At 49.9% G+C, this 21,796-nt stretch carries 24 protein-coding genes, 1 tRNA gene and 1 pseudogene; 7 read left to right on the top strand and 19 right to left on the bottom strand.

The features are described 5' to 3' along the window. Positions 1–674: 674 nt before the first annotated feature. The 4 genes from H6F93_RS23595 to H6F93_RS23580 form a co-directional block, all read right to left on the bottom strand. On the bottom strand, positions 675–923 hold the full coding sequence (locus H6F93_RS23595; protein WP_190686176.1) for a hypothetical protein: 249 nt from the start codon (positions 921–923) through the stop codon (positions 675–677). Between the two features lie 137 nt (positions 924–1,060). Further along, on the bottom strand, positions 1,061–1,267 hold the full coding sequence (locus H6F93_RS23590; RefSeq protein ID WP_190686173.1) for a hypothetical protein: 207 nt from the start codon (positions 1,265–1,267) through the stop codon (positions 1,061–1,063). Between the two features lie 229 nt (positions 1,268–1,496). After that, positions 1,497–2,120, bottom strand: a complete 624-nt coding sequence (gene ruvA / locus H6F93_RS23585) for a Holliday junction branch migration protein RuvA (RefSeq protein ID WP_190686170.1) — start codon at positions 2,118–2,120, stop codon at positions 1,497–1,499. Between the two features lie 39 nt (positions 2,121–2,159). Beyond that, a complete protein-coding gene (locus H6F93_RS23580; protein ID WP_190686167.1) occupies positions 2,160–2,909 on the bottom strand; it encodes a sucrose-phosphate phosphatase in 750 nt (249 codons plus the stop codon). Between the two features lie 103 nt (positions 2,910–3,012). Here H6F93_RS23580 and H6F93_RS23575 point away from each other — a divergent pair, with 103 nt between their 5' ends. The 5 genes from H6F93_RS23575 (at position 3,013) to kefC (ending at position 9,394) form a co-directional block, all read left to right on the top strand. Then, a complete protein-coding gene (locus tag H6F93_RS23575; protein ID WP_190686164.1) occupies positions 3,013–4,272 on the top strand; it encodes an MFS transporter in 1,260 nt (419 codons plus the stop codon). Positions 4,273–4,608: 336 nt separating this feature from the next. Further along, a complete protein-coding gene (locus tag H6F93_RS23570) occupies positions 4,609–5,772 on the top strand; it encodes a pyridoxal phosphate-dependent aminotransferase (protein ID WP_190686161.1) in 1,164 nt (387 codons plus the stop codon). Further along, on the top strand, positions 5,769–6,491 hold the full coding sequence (locus H6F93_RS23565) for a rhomboid family intramembrane serine protease (protein ID WP_190686158.1): 723 nt from the start codon (positions 5,769–5,771) through the stop codon (positions 6,489–6,491). Before H6F93_RS23570 ends, H6F93_RS23565 begins: the two co-directional genes overlap by 4 nt. Positions 6,492–6,888: 397 nt before the next feature. Next, a complete protein-coding gene (gene kefF, locus H6F93_RS23560) occupies positions 6,889–7,524 on the top strand; it encodes a glutathione-regulated potassium-efflux system oxidoreductase KefF (protein ID WP_190686155.1) in 636 nt (211 codons plus the stop codon). Beyond that, positions 7,517–9,394 carry a glutathione-regulated potassium-efflux system protein KefC gene (kefC, locus tag H6F93_RS23555; protein ID WP_190642722.1) on the top strand — a complete coding sequence of 626 codons (1,878 nt, stop codon included), beginning with the start codon at positions 7,517–7,519 and terminating at the stop codon, positions 9,392–9,394. Before kefF ends, kefC begins: the two co-directional genes overlap by 8 nt. Here the strand turns inward: kefC and map are convergent. From map to H6F93_RS23520, 7 genes are all read right to left on the bottom strand, one after another. Then, positions 9,391–10,218 carry a type I methionyl aminopeptidase gene (gene map / locus H6F93_RS23550; RefSeq protein ID WP_190686150.1) on the bottom strand — a complete coding sequence of 276 codons (828 nt, stop codon included), beginning with the start codon at positions 10,216–10,218 and terminating at the stop codon, positions 9,391–9,393. The two genes, kefC and map, sit on opposite strands and share 4 nt — an antisense overlap. A gap of 236 nt (positions 10,219–10,454) precedes the next feature. Further along, positions 10,455–10,955 carry a cupredoxin domain-containing protein gene (locus H6F93_RS23545; protein WP_190686147.1) on the bottom strand — a complete coding sequence of 167 codons (501 nt, stop codon included), beginning with the start codon at positions 10,953–10,955 and terminating at the stop codon, positions 10,455–10,457. Positions 10,956–11,033: 78 nt separating this feature from the next. Next, positions 11,034–11,822: an energy-coupling factor ABC transporter ATP-binding protein gene (locus H6F93_RS23540; RefSeq protein WP_190686144.1), complete on the bottom strand. Its 789-nt coding sequence runs from the start codon at positions 11,820–11,822 to the stop codon at positions 11,034–11,036. Positions 11,823–11,835: 13 nt separating this feature from the next. Beyond that, complete coding sequence (cbiQ, locus tag H6F93_RS23535) at positions 11,836–12,645, bottom strand: cobalt ECF transporter T component CbiQ (protein ID WP_190686141.1); 810 nt, start codon at positions 12,643–12,645, stop codon at positions 11,836–11,838. A 3-nt stretch (positions 12,646–12,648) separates the two neighbouring features. After that, positions 12,649–13,299 carry a cobalt transporter CbiM gene (cbiM, locus tag H6F93_RS23530; protein ID WP_190686139.1) on the bottom strand — a complete coding sequence of 217 codons (651 nt, stop codon included), beginning with the start codon at positions 13,297–13,299 and terminating at the stop codon, positions 12,649–12,651. A gap of 2 nt (positions 13,300–13,301) precedes the next feature. Then, positions 13,302–13,799, bottom strand: coding sequence for a carboxypeptidase-like regulatory domain-containing protein (locus tag H6F93_RS23525; protein WP_190686137.1), 498 nt, complete (start codon positions 13,797–13,799; stop codon positions 13,302–13,304). Continuing rightward, positions 13,796–14,668: a DUF4382 domain-containing protein gene (locus H6F93_RS23520; protein ID WP_190686135.1), complete on the bottom strand. Its 873-nt coding sequence runs from the start codon at positions 14,666–14,668 to the stop codon at positions 13,796–13,798. The genes H6F93_RS23525 and H6F93_RS23520 overlap by 4 nt, the downstream gene beginning before the upstream one ends. A 296-nt stretch (positions 14,669–14,964) precedes the next feature. Between H6F93_RS23520 and rplS the strand changes: the two genes are divergently transcribed. Continuing rightward, positions 14,965–15,345 (top strand): 50S ribosomal protein L19, encoded by a 381-nt coding sequence (gene rplS, locus H6F93_RS23515; protein WP_524538002.1) that lies wholly within the window; start codon positions 14,965–14,967, stop codon positions 15,343–15,345. 64 nt (positions 15,346–15,409) lie between these two features. Beyond that, positions 15,410–15,482, top strand: a tRNA-Trp gene (locus H6F93_RS23510). Between the two features lie 7 nt (positions 15,483–15,489). Here H6F93_RS23510 and H6F93_RS23505 read toward each other — a convergent pair. The 8 genes and pseudogenes from H6F93_RS23505 to dnaJ form a co-directional block, all read right to left on the bottom strand. Next, a complete protein-coding gene (locus tag H6F93_RS23505) occupies positions 15,490–16,176 on the bottom strand; it encodes a DevA family ABC transporter ATP-binding protein (RefSeq protein ID WP_190686133.1) in 687 nt (228 codons plus the stop codon). 2 nt (positions 16,177–16,178) lie between these two features. After that, complete coding sequence (gene devC / locus H6F93_RS23500) at positions 16,179–17,411, bottom strand: ABC transporter permease DevC (protein WP_190686131.1); 1,233 nt, start codon at positions 17,409–17,411, stop codon at positions 16,179–16,181. 25 nt (positions 17,412–17,436) lie between these two features. Beyond that, positions 17,437–17,622: pseudogene (locus H6F93_RS33500) on the bottom strand (GNAT family N-acetyltransferase); the annotation flags it as partial. Positions 17,623–17,634: 12 nt separating this feature from the next. Further along, the gene (locus H6F93_RS33495) at positions 17,635–17,922 is read right to left on the bottom strand and encodes a GNAT family N-acetyltransferase (protein WP_206755766.1); all 288 of its coding nucleotides are present in this window, start codon (positions 17,920–17,922) and stop codon (positions 17,635–17,637) included. 37 nt (positions 17,923–17,959) lie between these two features. Further along, the gene (locus H6F93_RS23490; RefSeq protein WP_190686129.1) at positions 17,960–19,147 is read right to left on the bottom strand and encodes an HlyD family efflux transporter periplasmic adaptor subunit; all 1,188 of its coding nucleotides are present in this window, start codon (positions 19,145–19,147) and stop codon (positions 17,960–17,962) included. A 117-nt stretch (positions 19,148–19,264) separates the two neighbouring features. After that, the gene (gene rsgA / locus H6F93_RS23485) at positions 19,265–20,365 is read right to left on the bottom strand and encodes a small ribosomal subunit biogenesis GTPase RsgA (RefSeq protein ID WP_190686126.1); all 1,101 of its coding nucleotides are present in this window, start codon (positions 20,363–20,365) and stop codon (positions 19,265–19,267) included. A gap of 3 nt (positions 20,366–20,368) precedes the next feature. Next, positions 20,369–20,644 (bottom strand): sulfurtransferase TusA family protein, encoded by a 276-nt coding sequence (locus H6F93_RS23480; RefSeq protein ID WP_190642736.1) that lies wholly within the window; start codon positions 20,642–20,644, stop codon positions 20,369–20,371. After that, positions 20,641–21,786 (bottom strand): molecular chaperone DnaJ, encoded by a 1,146-nt coding sequence (dnaJ, locus tag H6F93_RS23475; RefSeq protein WP_190686124.1) that lies wholly within the window; start codon positions 21,784–21,786, stop codon positions 20,641–20,643. Before dnaJ ends, H6F93_RS23480 begins: the two co-directional genes overlap by 4 nt. Between the last annotated feature and the right edge of the window lie 10 nt (positions 21,787–21,796).

Below are 21,796 nucleotides of genomic sequence, written 5' to 3'. Positions count from 1 at the left end.
TGTCAGTCAGCATGATTGGAGAATTTCCTGCTCTAGTGGTTTTGAGCAAAGAAACGTACTCCCTGCTCCATGCCTACTAAATTGACTGGGATTCTATTTATTTGCAAGCCCCTTACAGCCTTTGTTGAACTGATCAAAGAAAACCCAGTGATAAGTTCAGTTGTAGGCGTAATTAGTTTTGCAAGTGCTGTAGCTGGCATATTTGCTTTATTTATGAAGTAAATATGCTGCTTGCTATCCCATAGATAACCTTGCTGTACCGTCTCAACCCAGAAACGAAGCAGGCTAACTATTATTAGACAGAAAGTTTCTGCCTAAGATCCTTAAGGGGGTGGATAGGCAGAGTGATTCAGCATAAGACCTCAAATTAGGTGCTTAGCCCGAGTTCTTTCTGCTTAAGACGTTGCTTAGGCTGAATAGCCTGAATTGTTCCGTATATTCTTATACCAGCTTAACTAGACTTGGCAGCACATCAACTCTGTGTAAGGGCAGATCGCAACGCGCCCTTACACACATCTGTAATATCTTCAAATTAGATTGGGGCAGATACGATTTGTGCTAAACCAACCTCAGTACGTACCGACTTTTTAACCAATAGAGGTGATCGCACTCATCTAGCAGTGCAACAATATTCATCAACTTTGTGCGATCGCCCCTCCCTTCCCTCTTTTCTCTTACTCTCCTTTTCTCCGATCGCGTGTCAAAATACTCATCACTTCACCAGAACTGGGTGCAGGTAAAAGCGGACTCCACGCACTCACTTCGGCAAAGCCGCGATGATATAAGTCGTGAATGGTTTCAATGACACCATCACGAGAGCTAATGATAAGAACTCGGATGCGATCGCGCTCACTATTCTGAAGTGCAGAGACTTCTCTCTCAACGGTGGGTACGTTGGGAGATTCCAAAAAACATTGAGACATGAGTTGTAACTCCTTATGGTTTTTGAGGAAACCCCAAAAACCTAGCCACCCCGCTTTTTTTGACACGACAAGTCGGGGTGGCTAAGGGAGTGTTAAAATTCACCATTAGCCGCCAGACTGGTACCTCAGTTTGGGGGTTAGTCGCTCACTGCTGCGGGAACAGCTTTGAGCGGCGCTAGATTTTTGGGTGTAGTCGGGTTGCCGTGAATAAAAAAGACAACCTTAACGTGAGAGCATATCTGAGCGAACGGTATTTCGTCAAGGTGATAAGCTACAGAGTTTTTGAGGAAACACAGTGGGCGATCGCCCCTCACGCCAGTATTTTTTCTGGAAATTGTAAACAAAAACAGGTTTTCAAGTTTAAAACCTGATCTTTAAAGTTCAAAACAAGGTTTTCAAGTTTGAAATTAGGTTTTTAAAGTTCAAAACAAGGTTTACGAGTTTGAAATTAGGTTTTCAAGTTTGAAATCAGGTTTACGAGTTTAAAACCTGTTTTTGAGTCCGGAAGCCTGATTTACAAATTCAAAGCCTGCGTCGAGTCGGGCTTCTCTGCAAGCCTATTTGAAAAGATAACTAACGACTTAACCAGGCGATCGCTTCTCGAATCCAATCTTCTGCATCGGCATTCTTAGATAATGCGGTCTTTTGTCCAACTGCCCGCAATGCCTGCGTGATTTCGCTGGTGGTGTAGCCCAGGGCTAGCAGTGTCATTTCCACATCTTCTTGAATGGTGGTTGCGGGAGTGGCATCGGGCAGAGTGGTTAAGCCCGACTGAAGCCGCCAGTCTGACAGCTTTGCTTTAAGTTCCAGGGCAATTCGCTCAGCGGTTTTCGTGCCGACTCCGGGAGTGCGAGACAGCAGGCGAGTATTGCTGCTGACAATTGCCTGCACCAGATCTTGCAGTCCCAGAGTATCTAACAGGGCAACTGCCAGTTGAGGGCCTACGCCGCTGACGCTAACCAGTTGACGAAACAGGTCGCGTTCTGCCATTGACGCAAAGCCAAACAGCACCATCTGGTCTTCTCGCACCTGTAAGTGAGTGAAAACCTGCACCACTTCGCCAACCGGAAGCTCCTGGGTCATGCGCGGGAGTACCTGTAGCTCGTAGCCAATCTGGTTGACTTCGAGCGTGAGGATAACCCGATTGTTGCCAATTTTCTGAATTGCGGCGAGGGTGCCTTTAAGGTAACTGATCATTCAAGGAGCAGAAGACGGGGCAGGTTTTAGCCAAAACATTTAGCTAATGAAACCAAAATGCTTCAAGCCCTCTAGAATACCACCTGCACAGTGAGACTGTGCCAGATAGCGATCGCCCGATGGGTTTTCGTGATGCCAGTTGAGCAATTCTGGCTGAGCATTGCCAACGATGATGCCGCGTGAGTGGTTTGCTTGAAACATCGACAAATCATTACCCGAATCGCCGCAAACAACAGTTCTTTCCTTCGGGATCTGTAAGCTTTGCTGAAGGAAGGCAACGGCTGCACCTTTGTTTGCCCGTTTTGGCAGAATATCTAGATCATGTCCGCTGCTATAGACAAGCTGAGCGTCTAATCCCTGATCTTTGAGTTCAGCTTCCAGGCAGGCTAACACCTCCTTAGACGCAGCTTCTTCCAGGAAATAGCTTGCCTTAAATGGGCCTTGTTCCGATTGCGACTGGGGGGTCAGGTCATTAAATTGAGCAGCGATCGCTCTGACTTTTTCCCGATCCCAGCGGTGATTAAGCTGGCTCGCCCAGGTGGGATCGGGAGTATCACCATCCTGACGATAAATTTCAGTCCCCACTGCTAGCACTAGCAGATCAGGTTCAATTAAAGTCCTTTCAGAGCGCAATTCCTTAAATAGAGGGAGCGATCGCCCCGTTGCGTAGACAATCACGGTGCCATGTTCTTCACGATGCTGAAGAAGCTGCTGATTAAGCTGCTCTAGAGCGTCATCATCGCCGACCAAAGTGTTGTCTAAATCCGTCACAAACAAAAATTTTGCCACAGTAACCCCCTACTGTTCACGTTGCCTCAAAAATCTGCCCAGGCTGACGAGATCACAATACACTGCAAGGGTGCTTCTTTGCTGTTTTCTAGATCGCCTGCCCATGAACTCCTTTCGCCAAAAGCTGCTTGCCTGGCTGCCTCAACTCGATCATCGCGTTTGGATTTTGATTGCAGGTCGTCTCCTCTCTCAGATTGGAAATGGTTTCACTTTATTCTATGCGCCGATTTTCTTTGTTAACCAGGTTGGGCTATCAGCAACCATTGTAGGCATCGGCATTGGCAGCGGCTCGATTTCAGGCGTGTTAGGGCGAATTTTGGGTGGCTCCTTTGCCGACTCACCTAGCTGGGGACGCAGAAAAACCCTGTTATTATCGGCAGCGGTTTCAGCTTTGGCAGATATATTTCTGACACTCACCTACGACTTTCCAACATTTCTCATCGGCAACTTACTGATGGGGTTAGGCATCGGGTTATATTGGCCCGCAACAGAAGCCGTTGTTGCAGATTTAACGAGTGTTGATCAACGGAATGAAGCCTTTGCCCTAACGCGGTTAGGGGATACAGTAGGGCTGGGTTTGGGCGTTGTATTAGGTGGCGCGTTGATTGCACTCACGGGAGCCTATCGCTCCCTCTTTGTAATTGATGGCATCTCATTTTTAGTGTTTTTTGGTGTTGTTTATTGGGCGATCGCTGAAACTGTCGATACTGAACAAGTCAATCGCTCCTTATTTAAAGGTTGGGCAGTAGCATTGCGCGATCGCACCTTACTCATCTTTGCTCTGGTGAATATCCTATTCACTACTTATTTGGCTCAGATCAACAGTGCCATGCCGCTCTATTTCACTAACTTTGTACCCGTGAGAAGTGATGCATCCGGCTTTTCCACGTCCACCATTAGCACCTTATTTTCCTGGCATATCATCTTAGCGGCACTGACTCAACTTCCAATTGCCCGTTACCTCAATCGGTTTAGTCGTGTGCAAGCGTTAACCTGTTCTGCATTGCTTTGGGGGATTGGCTTCCTACTCATTGGGATAACCGGAACTGCCTCAACCGCTCACTTAATCTGGGCAATTTTGGGCTTGAGTGTAATGGCGATCGCCACCGCTGCTTACAATCCATCTGCCTCCGCCCTTGTCGTCGATCTCGCGCCAGAATCTTTGCGTGGCGTTTACCTCTCAATCAATTCATTGTGTTGGGCCGTTGGATACTTTATTGGACCAACAGTAGGCGGCTGGGCAATGGATCAAACTCGCTCGATTGCCCAAGCCTTCTGGATGGTCTCCGCTTTGAGTGTCCTACTGGGAATTGCAATTTTGCTTTACTTAGGTAAAGTCATTCGTCATCTGGATGATGGATAACTTTCCAGTCGCCTCCCGAATCCTTTCCCAGAGACATCGTCCTTGTGTACGGGCGAAGCATTCGGCAGGGAGATTGGGATTAACCAGAGCTTGTGCCCGAATGCTTCGCCCCTAATGATGCCGCTATTCGCACTCTTTGCCCATCCTACGCTGGTTAAATCTCACATTTATTGATGGAGTTGATTGAGAAAATACTTTTTGATAATCCGTTATTTTCAAATTGGGATAAGATAGCTTGGAACTAAGCCAAAATCTATTCACAAAGCTGATTTTCCGCGTGAAAAGCCCAACCTTGTGAATGATCAGGGCATCTCATCCACACGGGTTAAAACTGCCATGAAACTAGCCGCACGTGTAAGTCAGGTCACTCCTTCTTTGACATTGGCAATTTCTGCTAAAGCAAAGGCAATGAAAGCGGATGGCATTGATGTGTGCAGTTTTAGTGCTGGCGAACCCGACTTTGATACCCCAGACCATATTAAGGCAGCAGCAAAGGCAGCCCTGGATGCAGGCAAGACGCGCTACGGTCCGGCAGCAGGGGAGCCAAGGCTGCGAGAGGCGATCGCCCAAAAGCTACAAAATGACAATAGCCTCTGCTACGGAGCAGAAAACATCATTGTCACCAATGGCGGCAAACAGTCTTTGTTTAACCTGATGCTGGCGCTGATCGACCCTGGTGATGAGGTGTTGATCCCGGCTCCCTACTGGCTCAGCTATCCCGAAATGGTGAAGCTAGCAGAAGGCACTCCGGTGATTTTGCCGACTACCGCCGAAACGGGTTTGAGGGCTACAGCTGACCAAATTCGGCAAGCCGTTACGCCGAAAACCAAACTGCTGATTTTAAACTCACCATCCAACCCGACCGGAATGGTATACACGCCTGATGAAATTCAGGCGATCGCCGATGTCGTGGTTGAAAAAAATCTCTGGGTCGTCGCCGATGAGATTTACGAAAAAATCCTCTACGACGGAGCCACACATCTCAGCATCGGTGCGGCTGGACCCGAAATCTACGAGCGCACCATTACCAGCAGCGGCTTTGCCAAAACCTACGCGATGACGGGCTGGCGAATTGGCTATCTGGCTGGACCACCGCCAATCATTCAGGCAGTCACTACAATTCAAGGACACAGCACCTCAAATGTGTGTACCTTCGCTCAGTATGGGGCGATCGCTGCCTACGAAGGTTCCCAAGACTGCGTTCAGCAAATGATGTCTGCCTTTGCCGAGCGGCGACAGTTCATCCTGGATGCAGTCAACACGATTCCTGGCTTAAGCTGTCCAAAACCAGACGGAGCCTTTTACGTCTTCATTAACATCAGCAAAACGGGAATGAAATCTCTTGACTTTTGCAGTGCCCTGCTAGAGTCTCATCAGGTTGCCGCCATTCCCGGCGTTGCCTTTGGCGCAGATGATCATATTCGCCTCTCCTATGCCACCGATATGAACAGCATCAAAAAAGGTATGGAACGGTTAGCGACCTTTGTGCAGTCACTATGATTCCGATCGCAGACAACCTGCCCAACCGCAAAACTCCGGTAGTTACCTATCTGCTGGTTGCGGTGAATGTGGCGTTGTTTGCGATTGAGCTAAATCTAGCAAATACGGGTGAACTGGCAGATTTCCTCAATACCTGGGGAGTCGTCCCGGCACGGATCGTCAAAATGGCGACCGATATGCTGGACGCAAGCTGGATTGCCGCCATTCTCATTTGCATCAGCATGGTGCTGGGGCTATTTCTGCACAGCGGTTTTGCTCACCTGATCGGAAATCTGCTGTTTTTGTTTGTCTTTGGTCGCCGCATAGAGGAGCGTCTGGGGCACGGGCAATTCCTCTTGTTTTACTTTGCCTGCGGCATGATGACGAGTGCGATTCAGGTGTGGAGTGAGCCAACGCTGAACGCACCGCTAGTTGGGGCAAATGGGGCGATCGCAGGCGTTCTGGGAGCCTATCTTTTGAGCTATCCCAGAGCAAAAATCGAAACCATTGTGCCACTGATCATTCTCTTCATCCCCATTGAATTACCTGCTCTGTTTTACCTGTTCTGGTGGTTTGTGCAACAAATCTTTTATGGCGTTAGCACCTTCAATATTGAGACAGGCATCAACTCAGGCAGCTTTGCTTATTGGATGCACGCAGTCGGACTGGCGATCGGCACAGTTTTAATTTTTCTACTCATGCCCCGTCAAACTTCGGTCAAAGGATTAGAAAATGGTTAAATCTCTCAAATCTTTCTCAAATCTTGCTTAATTGAGATCTTGCGCTAGCGACAGGAGAAGTTGCACTAGAGCCTTGGTTGACCGACAAAACTCCTAAAACCATTGATATATCGTAGGTTGGGTGAAGCATCGCGGAACCCAACAGAATCGAGACAGGAGTTGGGTTCTGCTTTGCTCCACCTAACCTAACATCAGAAAATTTGTCAGCCAATGTGCAGGATCTCAGTTCAAGAGTAGGATTTTCCTGCATCCGAAACTTACCCAAAAAACCACTATTCGATCAGTTCTAAAGCTTTCTCTAACCTGTAAGCTAGGCAAAACTGCATAATTTAGCTTATCCTCTATGCCATATAAGTCATAAGCCTTCATCCTTCACTCCTCATCCCTCCCCAAAAACATGAGCAATCCTAACCAGATTTTGATTTTGTTTGCTCACCCAGCCTTAGAAAAGTCACGAGTAAATCGGCGTTTAATTCAAGCGATTCGAGGGTTAGATGCCGTCACTGTTCATGACCTTTACGAGCAATATCCTGACTTTCATATCAACGTAAAAGTTGAGCAAGACTTACTTCTAGCTCACGACATTATTGTTTTTCACCATCCCTTTTACTGGTACAGCAGCCCAGCCATCTTAAAAGAATGGCAAGATTTGGTGCTGGAGCATGGTTTTGCTTACGGCAAAGGCGGAACGGCACTACGCGGTAAAAAGTTTCTCTCGGCGATTACAACCGGGGGCGGAGAGCAGGCTTATTGCCGTCAGGGATACAATCGCTTTTCGGTACGAGAATTGCTGGTGCCATTTGAGCAAACGGCTCACCTGTGTGGCATGGACTATTTGCCGCCCTTTGTGGTTCAAGGAACTCATCAGATTCAAGAACAGGGTCAACTCGTCAAACACACTGAAGACTATCACCAGGTGATTACGGCATTGCGGGATGATCGAGTGAATTGGGAGAAGTTGCCCCAGTTTAAGCACATCAATCACGGGCTCGACCAAATTCTCAAGTCCCAGGAGGTGTCTCACCATGTCTAATGAAAGTCTCTTTTATCAGGCGTTTATTTACTTGGTGGCGGCAGTGCTGTCGGTGCCGATCGCCAAACGCTTGGGACTAGGTTCTGTACTGGGCTACTTACTGGCAGGAGTGATCATCGGTCCATTTGTGCTGGGCTTTGTTGGCAATGAAGGCGAAGATGTGATGCACTTCGCTGAATTTGGCGTGGTGATGATGCTGTTTCTAATCGGCTTGGAGCTACAGCCTGAGCTGCTGTGGCGTTTGCGAGTGCCGATTGTGGGATTGGGCGGACTGCAGGTGTTGGTAACAACGATAGTGTTTGCAGGCATCAGCCTACTTTTTGGACTTCCCTGGCAGATAGCGCTGGCGATCGGCATGACTCTTGCACTTTCGTCAACGGCGATCGTGCTGCAAACTCTGAACGAAAAAGGGTTAGCCAAGACGGATGGGGGGCAGTCTTCCTTCTCAGTGCTGCTATTTCAAGACATTGCGGTGATTCCCATGCTGGCTTTGATGCCGCTGCTGGCTTTGGAAGGTACTGCAACCGCGCAAAATCAGGTCATTTTTGTGGCAGAGGCGGCAGAGGGAACGGGTTTACCTGCCTGGCAGCAAGCGCTACTGGTGATTGGCACAGTAGTTGGAATTATTCTCGGTGGGCGATTTTTGATGCGTCCAATCTTTCGCTTTATTGCTGATACGCGGCTGCGAGAGATGTTTACCGCAATGGCTCTATTGCTGGTGATTGGAATTGCCCTAGCAATGCAGCAGGTCGGGCTTTCTCCAGCGCTGGGAACATTTGTGGCGGGTGTGGTGCTGGCAGATAATGAGTACCGTCATGAACTGGAGTCCGACATTGAGCCGTTTAAGGGCTTACTGTTAGGGCTATTTTTTATCTCGGTCGGAGCCAGCATCGATTTTAATCTGCTCCTTCGGCAGCCGCTATTGATTCTGGGAATGGTGCTGGGGTTGGCGATCGCCAAGTTCGCCGTTCTCTTTGCGCTGGGTCGTATCTTTCGCCTTGAAATCAGCCAAAATTTGCTGTTTGCCTTTGCTCTGGCACAGGGTGGTGAGTTTGCCTTTGTCCTATTCTCATTTGCGACACAAAACCGAGTTCTGCCTCCAGACGTTTCAGAACCGCTGGTTGCAGTTGTGGCGCTATCAATGGTGATCACTCCACTACTCATGATCATCAATGAGAAACTGGTGCAGCCCAGGTTTGTTACGGCGGAAGTGGAACGGGAAGCTGACGAAATTGACGACAACGAAAATCCAGTGATCATTCTTGGATTTGGTCGTTTTGGGCAGATTGTCGGACGGTTGCTGATTGCTAATGGCTGCCGTCCAACGTTACTCGAACATGACCCTAGCCAAATCGATTTGCTGCGGCGGTTTGGCTGGAAGGTGTTTTATGGAGATGCCTCTCGGATTGATCTGCTCCATGCAGCAGGGGCAGAGCAGGCTCGGCTGCTGGTGGTGGCGATCGATGATCCTGAGAAAGCCTTGGAGATTGTTGATCTGACGCACAAGCATTTTCCCCATCTAAAAATTCTGGCACGGGCGATCGACCGTCGCCATGCCTATGAGCTAATTCGTCGGGGTGTGGAGGTGGTTGAGCGAGAAACCTTTAGCTCGGCGCTGGATATGGGTGTGGAGGCGTTAAAGCTGTTGGGGGTTCGGTCGTATAAGGCGCATCGAGCGGCCCGCACGTTTAAGTTTCACGATGTTGAGGCGTTGCGCGACATGGCAGCGGCTGAGGGAGATGAGACGATGGTGTTGGCGCGATCGCGTCAGCTTGCCAAGGATTTGGGGCAATTGTTGCAGTCCGACGATCGCGAGTTGACTCAGGAGGTCGATCGCGCCTGGGATATTTCAGCCTTGCGTAAAGATTAAAGTTGGCTGCGATCGGTCAAAATCTCATATCCATCCGCAGTAACCAGGACAGTATGTTCAAACTGGGCTGAGAGGGAGCGATCGACGGTGACGACTGTCCAGCGATCGCTCAATGTCCGAGTATGCTTCGAGCCAGCATTGAGAATCGGTTCGATCGCCAGGGTCATGCCTGCTTTAAGCTTGACGTTGGGCATTTCGTGAGTCCGGAAGTTAAACACGGATGGTTCTTCGTGCAGGTTGCGCCCAACTCCATGTCCGGTGAAGTCTTCAACAACTTTGAAGCCATTTGCCTCGACGTGATCTTGAATCGCTCCAGCAACGTCCAGTAAATAACTTCCGGCTTTGACTTGCTCGATGCCTTTGTAGAGGGCTTCTTCGGCAACTTGGATAAGTTTTGCGGCGGCTGGGGTAACCTCTCCAACGGCGATCGTGATGCAGGAATCACCGTGAAAGCCCTCGTAGTAGGCACCTGTATCTACTTTTAGTACGTCGCCTCGGCGAATTACTTTTTTGCGGCTGGGAATGCCGTGAACGACTTCGTTGTTGATGCTGGAGCAAATGGAGCCAGGAAACCCGTGATAGCCTTTGAAGCTAGGGGTTGCACCCATTTCCCGGATACGTTTTTCGGCATGGGCATCCAGGTCGGCGGTGGTCATGCCGGGTTCGACGAGTTCTGAGATTTCTTTGAGAACGGTGGCGACGATTTTGGCTGCCTGACGCATGGTTTCAATTTCGGCTGCCGATTTAGTTTCTACGCCGCGACGCTGTTTCTTGATGCGAGGTCCGGGCGCAGGTTGAGGCAAAAGGTTGGTGAGGAAATTCATGGAAGACTCGGTGGGTGAGAGCGGGAGAGTTAGGATTTGCGGGAAATAATACAAGCAAAGTCTTAATTTTATCAATTGTCTCTCGATTTCAGACTTTTTTGAGGGCTTTGCCCCCAAACCCCCACTGGGGGACGAAGCGCGTCCCCCAGTCCCCCTCCGCAAGGGTCTAGGATAGGCAGCATGACGCGCTTCACATCAGTGGGATGCACGGTTCGTCCGTTCTTTGTGAATTCTAATCAGACGGGTTGCTGTTCTGCTACGGTCAATACGCCCCGCATTCCGGCTTCACTGTGTCCGGCAATGGAGCAGTGCAGTTCGTAGGTGCCTGATTTGAGTGGCACGAAGACCCATTCGGCGATCGCCCCCGGCTTAAGTTCGAGTTCGTGAATTGCGCCTTTGACTTCAACGTTGCCTGCTTCTACTTTTTGCGTCCAGATGGCATCGGCAAAATCTTTAGCGGTGAAGTAATGTTTTTGAGAACTGGGGTTATCTAGTACTAGCTTGTAGCGTCTGCCTGCAATGAACTCTAGATGGTCGGGGACGAATTTTAGTTCTTCGGTGGAGTTGCCCAGGTGAACGCTGATCTCTATTAGCGGTTCTGAATGGGAGAGGACAGCGGCGATCGCCCTTCCACTGAACTGCGGTAGTGCTCCCACCCCAATCACAATACTCAAGCTGATTGCCAGCCCCAGAAACCAATGGAAACTAAACCGTAATCCTCGCCACAGAGTAAACATTGACTACCCTCCATCCGTTTGACGTTGCTTGCCCTAATTATCAGGTGAAGAATTTCTGGTTACAAGACAGAATCCTCTTCACCCATGATGGAGATCAACGTGAGGCATGAGGGAATGCGGTTTTTCCAATCCGTGGCGCTCCATCAGTTCCTGGTTGCCCATGATTTGATGGGGATCGCCATCTGCAACGATGCGACCTTCGTCCATCAAAATGACGCGATCGCACACTTCCAAAATCAGCTCCAGATCATGCGCAGAGATCAGCAGGGTTTCTTGCGATCGCTGCAAAAATTGAATCAGCCGACGACGGGCGCGTAAATCCAAGTTTGCGGAAGGCTCGTCATAAAGCATCACGCGGGGACGCATGGCAAGGACTCCGGCGATCGCCACCATTTGTTTTTCACCACCCGATAGGTGATGAGGCGGGCGGTGAGAGAGCGTTTGTAGCCCGGTGAGGGCGATTGCCTCCTGAACCCGCAGATCGACTTCTTCGGGCGGCAAACCCATATTTTGCGGACCAAACGCGACATCTTCTCGCACCGAGGCTGAGAAAAGCTGGTCGTCTGGGTTTTGAAACAGTAAACCGATCTCAGGACGAAAATCTCCCGGCAAAATGGGTTCGCCAAAGACAACAATTTCTCCAGCGTTTGGTTTGAGAACGCCGCAGATTAATCGAAAAAAAGTAGTTTTACCGCAGCCATTGTGACCAATTACGCCAATCCTTTCTCCAGCTTTGACAAGCAAACTAATTTCATGCAAAACATTGGGCTCATCGGGGTAGCAAAAGCACAGTTTTTTGATCTCCAGTGCCAATTGGATCTGCTGAAGTGCGTTACTGGTTTGGGATAGCCGCTCGGTGGAACTCATAGACAAACTAAACCTAAAGAATCTCTGCCACGACTAAACCTGTCGCAATCAGAAGTGTACAGACCAAACCAAAGCCGCTCCAGGTTCTTAATGTTGCGGGTGATGAGGTCGGCCCAGCATAAACTGGGTGAACTTTAAATTTTTCGCTACCATAGCCCCGTAGCCGCATTGCTTTGTAAATTCTTTCGGATTGCTCGTAGCTACGGACTAACAGCGTCCCAGCGAGCGAAGCCAAAAGTTTTAATTCCCGCAGGTCAGGCATGAAGGGCAGGTACTTTTTTTGCTGGGATCTGCCAAACCCTCTCAGCCGCATGGCTTGCTGCATGGTGCTTAAATTTGCCGCAATATCGTACAGGTAGCGATAGGTAAGCAGCGTCATATCAGCAATCAGACTCGGCAACCCTAGCGATCGCATCGTTTTCACGGTCGTCAAAAAGGGAGTTGTGCCCATCAGAATGAGTGCCGTTGTAATAATCGCGAGAAACCGACCGACCACGAGTAGCATGGCTAAAATGCCTTCTTGCCGTAGGGTCAGCACTCCCCACTGCCAGAGTACCGTTTCACCAGAGAAAAACGGCAGCAGCAAAATTACGCCCAGCAAAAAGAAACCCGGATAGCGTAACCGACTGATCAAAAAGGAGAGCGGCATCCGGGAGAGGAGATAGAGTGTGGCGGCGATCGCCAACACCACAGGCACCAGCCGCAAATCTTTAATGAAAGCAAAAGCAAAAATCAGAACCAGCAAGCCAATCAGCTTAAACCGAGGCTCCCAGCGGTGTAGCGGCGAATCAAGATAGGCATATTCGTCTAACTCAAACCTCATGCACTACCCCCGCCGCTCAATTAGTTCTGGCTTCACCCGTTGCAAAAACATGACCAACAACAGCGTAAAAGTACCCTCAATTAGCATCAGCGGCAGGTGAGCCAGCGACAGCCCATAAACGGCCGCTCGTTCCGTCTGCGCATCAAACCCAGACGGAATGTTGGTAATCACCAGAAAGAAGAAGATCACGGCTGCAAGTCCCAAACCCAAAGCTCCAGCAAGAAATGCAAATACATTAGTCGCTAGCTTCTCGCCTAGCTTCTGTCTGAAGACATGACGCAACTGAAAAATGTGAGATGCTACCAGTGCTGGAATGCCCATCATCACTGCATCTACGCCCAATGTTGTTAGCCCTCCATGCCCAAACATAATGGCTTGAAAAAATAGACCCACCAAAATGGCAGGAAAGGCAAAGTAGCCCAAAACACATCCCAACAGTCCGTTTAGCACCAGGTGAACGCTGGAGGGCGGCACGGGAATGTTGATCGAGGAGGCAATGAAAAAGGCGGCTGTTAGCAACGAGGCTTTGGGCAACTCCTCAGTCGGATCTCTGAGCCGATTGATTTGGCGCAGGGAATACCAGGTTACAGGAACGGCGATCGCATAGCCCGCAATGCACACTGAAGCCGGAAGAATGCCATCAGGAATGTGCATCGCTATTTCTTCCTGGCAAGAAAGAACAAAGCAGTACCCACAAATCCCCAAATCACTGAAACAGCCATCAGCCCTTTTTGAGGAATCGAAAGGTTGTCACCAATGCCAGAAGCAATCTGGCTATTTGACTCACCGTCTGCCTCAGATGCTCCTGCATTTGCCCCTAACACGCCTGCTTCTCCACCTACAGGAATGTTGAGAATTTCGCCATGTCCAGCCTGTCTTACCTGCACCTCCCACGTACCAGGAATGGAGGGATCTGGGGCAAACACAAAGCGCCCAGTTTCATCCGCAGTGCCGGTTAGCCAGGGCGTAGATGGATCTTCAGGCGAATAGACCGACACCTGAGCCTCTGCCATCGGCTCACCGCTGTCATAGTTAGCTTGAAGCTCTATTGCTTCGGTTGCCTGGTAGGTGATCCCCACTCCGTGGGCGATCGCCCTCACCTGCCAACTCACAACTGAGATCAGCGCTAGAGGAATAGCAAACGTTCGTCTCATGTCGTTAACTGTGTCTCCTCACAATGACCTTCCCCAACATGACCCAGGCTCGGCAAAATCTCAAGCAGCTTGTTGTAATCTTCCTCAGAAAGATTTTGCCCCAGGTCAGTCGTATCAACCGTTAGTTCCCCACCCTCAGCCAAATCAGCAAGAGGTTGAAAACCCAAAGCACCCACATTCAGTTCATCATCAGGCGCAGCTTCCCCATCCCCAAAAAGGTGGTCAAAGTGGAAAGTTGCTTCTACGTCAGCCGTACCGCCCGGTTCTAAAATGCCTTTGCGCTCATCACCAACAAAATCTCCGCAGCTAAACGCCAACTCCTCATCTATGTTCAGCGTAAAGTTAACAGTTTCGCCATCCTTTGTGGCAACACCTTGAATTACCATTGCATAGCCACTAGCTGGGCCTTCATCCGCATTCACCATTTGCCAAGAGAGAGCATTGTAGCGACCAGGGGGGGCTTCTACCTCTTCCACCAAAACTGGCTCTGCATTTTCGTCTCCCTCTGCCAGGTCAATCGTCTTCACCTCTTCAACCTTGACTTCCTGACTAGCTTGCAATTCGTCGCCTGCTTCTGGCTCGTAAGGCGGCTCAGTTTGGTATGCTGTCAGGTCAGCCAGGTTTACATAAAGATGATCAAAGCTAATTTCCCATCCGTCTTTAGACACAAATCCCTGACGAACAAAATCTTCTCCATTAGCTCGAATTTGCAGTGTACCTGTTTCTCCTGAGGCTTGAGTCTCTGGAGTTTCAGCGGTTGATTCAGTTTCGGGAGCTTCAGCTTCAGGGGTTTCACCACCAGCGCAAGCCTGGAGTAAACCTGGCAGGATGAGGGCTAAACCTACCAGTGTTAGAAGTTGCTTTTTCATGCAGAAGGTCGTCCTGATTATCTAATCAACAGAAGTTTTGGTGCTAAATTCCGTTGTTCTCATGCTCTGAGTCGTAGAAATGCTCAGGCATTGGGGAATACAACAGTTCAGTGAACCTCGTTCTTCTAAGAAATTCAATCCGCCAAGGGGGGATAAAATAAACCGGATTCTACCCGAATTTGCCCAAATTCCTGATCTTGGGGAAAAAGGACAGGACTGAAAACAGTAGATTTTCTGGAAAAATCAAAATACTGCTAATAGACTTTCTTCCCAAGCTAGGACTATACTGAGAAATTGTGAGTATTGAAAAAGCTATGAAAGCGCAGGAAATCATCCGCTCGATTGAGGCGGAGCAGTTAAAGAGTGACTTGCCTATCATCCACGTTGGCGACACGATTCGTGTGGGTGTACGGATTCAAGAAGGCGGCAAGGAGCGGGTACAGCCCTATGAAGGCACCGTTATTGCCATGCGAAATGGTGGCATCAATGAAACCATCACCGTTCGCCGCATCTTCCAAGGCGTTGGCGTAGAGCGAGTATTTTTACTTCATTCTCCTCGCGTTGCCAACATCAAGATTATTCGTCGAGGCAAGGCACGTCGCGCTAAGCTTTACTATCTACGCGATCGCGTTGGTAAGGCAACTCGCCTCAAGCAGCGGTTTGACCGGGCACTTTAAACTGCTAGGTACTATACAGCGACACAAGCTGTTAAACTGGGGTATGCTCCGGTAAACCCCAAATGCGCTCTTAGTTCAGTTGGTAGAACGCAGGTCTCCAAAACCTGATGTCGGGGGTTCGAGTCCTCCAGGGCGCGCTTTAATTCAACGGATTGTATTCCGCGTCAGTCGTCCATCTTCCATGTGAATGGTTCGATCAGCTACGTCCAGAATGCGATTGTCGTGAGTCACTAGTAAGACGGTGCAGCCTTCTTCTTTAGCAAGTCGCTGCATAATTTCCACGACATCTCGTCCCGATTTGCTGTCGAGTGCCGAAGTGGGTTCGTCCGCCAGCAGAAGTTTAGGATAGCTAACTAAGGCACGAGCGATCGCCACTCGCTGCTTTTGCCCACCCGACAGCTTTTCGGGATAGTAATCGACGCGATCGCCCAGCCCTACAGCAGTGAGAATTTCTAGCGATCGCCTGCGGTATTCACGCGGCGGAATATGTTTATGCAACCTCAAAGATGTACTCACGTTTTCCCAAGCAGTCAAACACTCCAGCAAATTGTGAGACTGAAAGATAAAGCCGATCTGGTTGCGTGTTTGAATCAGTTGCCTTTTTTTTGCGCCCTGCAACTCCTGCCCCAAAATTTTTAGGCTACCTTCCTGCACCGCTCGCAATGCGCCAATTAAGGTCAGCAAAGTGGTTTTGCCACCACCCGATGGACCCTCTAAAATCACCACTTCGCCCGGATATAAATCCAGGTCAACCTCCATCAGCACTGGTTTCCGCAGTGCCCCCTGCCCAAACGCATGGTTCAAATTACGAACCGCTACAACAGGTTCCATGACTAAAATACGTCCGCAGGGTCAGCAGAACGGAGCTTGTTCATGGCGATCGCTCCCGAAATCACACACATCACCAGCGTCAGGATAAATACTTGCAATGCAATACCCGCCCGCATCGTTAGCGGAATCTTAGTCAAATAAGTGAGCAACCCATACATCCAGTAAGAGGTGATGTAACCCGGAACAAACCCCAAAACTGCCAGAATCACTGCCTCCTGAAGCACTACAGCCAGCAGCGAAACATCTGAGTAGCCCATCGCTTTGAGCGTTGCATACTCAGGCAAATGATCACTCACATCGGTGTAGAGTACCTGATATACAATCACCACACCCACCACAAACCCGATCGCCGCTCCAAAGTTAAGAATCTTCCCCTCCGGGAAAGAAGCCCGGAATGCCTGCTCTGACTGCATCAACTCCTCACGAGTCATCACCTTCACTGCTGGCGGCAAGGTACTTTGCAAGCGAGTTCGCACCGTCTCCAGATCGGCTCCCGCCTCCAAAAACAAACTGCCTACATTCACCTGCTGGAGACTATCCTGACCATTGCGCTGAGCAAGATTCCAGTCACTCATGATCACATGCCCCTTATCAAACATGGTGCTGCCCAGGCTAAATAGCCCCACCACATGAGTTCGGCGTTTACTCATCACCGTACTCACTACACCTTGCTGGCTCAATAGGTCTGGTACAGGTCCAAGCTGGTCCTGTGAAAGGCGGTCAAACAAAACACTACCGGGCGCATTCAGCAAATCAAGCTGCTGGTTTACCTCAGGCATATCAAATACCGGACGAGCCGGATTAAACGCCAGAATTCTAACGGTACTGGGGAAGAAGTCGATCTCTGAACTCGCCTCTTCCGTTCTGTCCGCTGAAGGATTCTGTAGATCTTCGGGATTTACCCATTCTGCAGAACTGATATAAAGCGGATTGGCAGCCGCAACGCCAGTCACTGCATCTGCTTGATAGAGATAAACGCGCGCAAAGCTACCAAAGCTAATAGTTGGCGTATAAGCAGACACCAAAAACAAATCACCTGCTAAATTCTCCGGTACCAGCGTGACTCCATCAAACAACAGTGCCCGCAATCCCAACTGGGTAAAGATGAGAATATTAGAGAACGCCACTCCTGTCATCGCAACGAGCAATCGCGCCTTTTGATGAGATAACTGTGCCCACCCTAAGGGTTTGTTGACCTGAAGCCATTCAAGAGAAGATTTAAGAAAACGTTTCATAGAACAATCACTTATGACTCATTGACTAGAGCAGCTTCTCTAAAAAAACTGTGCCAGCACTATCGTTGTATCGCTCGATTGGATAAAAGCCGAGACGCTGATAAAGCTTGATGGCTGGGGCTTGTTTGTACTCATCAACAGTATCTAACCTAACTTTTGTGTAATCATTCCGTTTAGCAAAATCCAGCAGCATGTAACTCATCTTGGTTCCCCATCCTTGTCCTCAGTAGAGTTTAAGGAACCACATACGTTTGAGTTCGCAAATATCGCCACTGGTGTGGCTACTTAAATAACGAATCGCTCCGCAGCCAACAACCGTTTCACCATCAAGTAGAACCAGGAAAGTGCCTCGATTGTTGAAGTAGTGCGATCGCACCTGATCAATATCCGAGAGATTGTCATGCCGCCGAATCACTTCCTCAGGGACCTGAAAAATCTCCTGACATACCGCCAAAATGACTTGCTTAACATCCTCAATTTGATGCGGTTGAATCGGTTTAATTTCAATCATTTCTGTTTGCGTCAAGCCTCAATATCAACTCTTAACATCAGCTTTCAACATCGATCTCAACCCGAACCTGCATATTCGTTAAGTCAGCAACCCTGACGCTATCCTCTGGACTGATCCGAATTTTCACTTCCACAACGCGAGTTGTCTCATCCGTCGTGGGGTCAGAGGAATTGCTCGAAAGAGTACGCGCCCCAATTTGTAAACCAATGTGATCAACAGTGCCCTGAATCCCTCCTTCAAAGCCGCCATATTCACTTGTGATAGTGGCACTTTGCCCGAGTTGGACTTTAGTAATCTCAGTTTCGTAAACTTCGGCGATCGCATACATCTCATCCGTTTGCCCCAATTCCACGATGCCCTGCTCTGTGTTGACCTGTTCCCCTACGCGTGTGTTAATTCGCAAAATCTGACCCGCTACTGGCACTCTGACCTGCGTATCTTCCAGGTCAGCCTGCCTTTGCTCGACTGCAATTAAAGCCTTATCCAGTTCAGCTTGAGCCACCTGCACATCCACCGGGCGAACCTCTTGCAGCATCGCCAGATTTTCCTGCTCCTGCCGAATCTGTTCCCGCAGGGTCGCCAAGGTGGTGTCTAGTTCAGCCCGTCTTTGAGACAGTGCCGCTTGCCTCGTTTCAAATTCCTCACGCGCCAGTTCCAATTCCTCAATGCTAGCCGCCCCTTCCTGCTGAAGCGATTGGTTGCGCCGATAGTTCAATTCTGCCCGCCGCAGTTCAGCTTCGGCACTGGCGATCGCCGCCCGCCGCTCATCTGCCTCGGTACGAAGCTGCGCCTCCAGTCGCGCAATGTTTGCTCGCTGCGCCGCAATTTCTGCATTTTTGGCATCTCCAGACTGCGTTTGAGCTAGCAATGCCTGGTAATATTCGACGTTTTTCTGGGCTTCCTCTAAGTCCCGCTGCCGTCGCTCCTGCCCTTGCAAAATGGCGATTACCTGATTTGCTTCAACGCGATCGCCCTCTTCCACCAGGATTTGATTCACCCGGCTATCTTGAGCATTAGGCACAGAGAGTTTGATCACTTCCCCTTTGGGAGTCAACCGACCTAACGCGACAACGGTGGCGATCGGTGCAACCTCAGCTGTAGTATCAGCGGGAGGCTGTTCTGCCTGCGAAAAACCACAAGCCGTACAAGCTGAAACCATACCAAAAACGACCGCATGAGCAGCGTAGCGACCCAATGCTGGAAGCAGGGAAGGAAAATGAACCATAGCCCGACAGCAGTTTCAGCAAAACTTTCTTAAACCAGTTGACTTGATCTCAGGGAAATTTGACCTCCCCCGCCCGGTCATTTCACTGGTGGATTGAATTTGACCCGAAGAGCAATTTCAGTCTTCTTCAGACTCAGCGTCCCATATCATTGCATCCAAAGTTTGATGCTGGGTACGCCGTGACTGGCGACGATATTTTTTGCTTTCCAGGCGAGGTTCGTAATAGCTCTCGCCTTTCTGGTTGATTTTCAGCTTCATGCTAGAGTCCTGATCAGTTTTTTGCTGAAGCTGAGTTTGACGGGCGATTGCCTCTTCCAAAAACACCAAATAATGCTCGTAGCGTTCCCAGTCACCCCGCACAGCGCAGTTTGGCTCATCTCGGTGCAGACAGTTACTAAACTGGCAGTTCGCCTCTGCCAGTCGTTGTCGCGCTTCTGGGAAAAAGTCTGCCAATTCCACAGGCGCACAGTCCAAATCTGGCTGGTTGAAGCCGGGCGTATCAGCTAACAGACCGCCACCTGGCAATTCAAATAGCTCGACGTGCCGCGTTGTATGACGACCGCGTCCCAACTTCCCGGAAACTGAGCCCACTCGCAAATCTACGTCTGGAATTAGCTGGTTGATCAAACTCGATTTACCTACTCCAGAGGGACCGGAGATGACCGTAATTTTTTGTTTAAGCTGAGTTTGCAGGTTGTCCAACCCCATTTGATGCTGGGTGCTGAGCATCTGAGACTGATAGCCCCATTGCTGAAGGCGATCGCGCCACTCTGCTTGCATTTCAGCACTCACCAAGTCACTCTTATTCAAACCCAGACAAACTTCTAGCCCAGTTGACTCAGCTTTAATCAAGAAGCGACTAAGCTGAAGCGGCTCTGGGTTAGGGTCTGCCAGGGCAAATACCAGCAGAATTTGGTCTGCATTGGCGATCGGTGGACGATCGAGTTCACTGTCGCGGGGAAATACCTGGGCGATCGCCCCTCTTCCCCCAGCCCAATCAGGTTCCTCGACCTGGACGCGATCGCCCACCCAAACCTGCTGCCCAATTTTTTTCAGGCGCGATCGCCGCGTACAGAGCAGCGATTTGTCGCCCAACTGCACCCAATAGTAATTGGCCTGAACTGCCAGGACTGTGCCTACCAGATCTTCAGAACTTGCAATCACCGAGTCGTTCTCGGATTTCTGAGCGTTAGGCTGCTGGTCTAACTCAGCACTCATCACTCAACACTCAGAACTCTTCTCGCTGGGTCGTCGCACTCGAATTGCGAAAAACCCTGCCCGTTCCTCAACTTGCTCAATTCCATAGCCCTCCATCGTCAGGCTATCAGGAACCTGCTCCATCGGCTCTCCTGGGTCTAGCCAGACTTCTAGTAAAGCGCCTGGAGCCATCTTTTCCAGCCGAAGTTTTGTCTTGACAAAATTAATCGGACAGGGCGTTCCCCTCAAATCCAGTTGAGCATCGGGCAGATGCTCAGCAGTAGATGCTGCACTACTCATCCTCGAAACAGCCCCCCTAGAAAGCCTTCAATGCCACCTCCTTTACCAAGGCGATCGCCCCGAATCTTAGCTAGCTTCTCTAATAGCTCACGCTCTTCAGTAGTCAACCGCGTTGGGATATCAATCTGGATAGTGATTAGATGATCCCCACGGCTAACCGGATTGCCTAAGCGGGGTACACCTTGATTTTCCTGGGTGAGCACTGTTCCAGGTTGGGTGCCAGGGGCAATGGTCAGCTCAGTGGGTCCATCTACCGTATTCACATCTATCTGACAGCCTAGAATTGCCTGTAAATAGCTAATCTTGATCTCCGAGAGAATGTTAATGCCATCGCGCTGAAACTCGGCATCTTCATTCACGAACAGGTAAACATACAGATCGCCCGGTGGTCCACCTCGCTGCCCCGCATCCCCTTCCGAAGAAACGCGCAGCCGCGTGCCATTATCAACCCCAGCCGGAATCGTAATTTTTAGCTTTTTGGCTTCCTGCTTCTGCCCACTGCCGCCGCAAATCTCGCACTTCTCCTCAATCACCTGCCCTGCACCATTGCAGGTCGGGCAAACTGAGACTTGAGTAAAGCTGCCAAAGGGCGTTCTGGTGGCACGACGCACTTGTCCTGAGCCGGTGCAGGTCGGACAAGCTCTAGGACGAGTACCCGGCTTTGCCCCTGAGCCGCTACAGTTCGTGCAGGTTTCCAGATGGCTAATGCGAATTTCTTTTTCGCCGCCAAAAACAGCTTCACGAAAATCAAGCTTTAGGTCGAGCCGCAAATCATCCCCTCTGACCGGGCCGCCGCGACGACGACCGCCACCGCCGCCTGGTTGCCCGCCCATACCGCCAGAGAAGCCACTAAAAAAGCTTTCAAAAATGTCGGCAAAACCGCCCAAATCGCCGAAGTCCTGAAAGCCGGCTCCCGCTGCAGAGCCAACTCCTGCTTCACCGAATCGATCGTAACGGGCACGAGTTTCAGGTTCAGAAAGCACTTCATAGGCTCGGTTGATTTCCTTGAAGCGCTCCTCGGCACCATCTTCCTTGTTGACATCAGGGTGATACTTGCGCGCTAAACGTCGGTAAGCACGCTTGATCTCCTCTTTGTCTGAATCACGGGAGACACCGAGCATTTCATAATAATCACGAGCCATAGGAGACTGC

It is taken from the genome of Leptolyngbya sp. FACHB-671 (assembly GCF_014695745.1).
GTDB lineage: Bacteria > Cyanobacteriota > Cyanobacteriia > Elainellales > Elainellaceae > JAAUTN01.
Note: the sequence above shows the minus strand (reverse complement) of the source record. Positions and strands in the feature narration are given on the sequence as shown.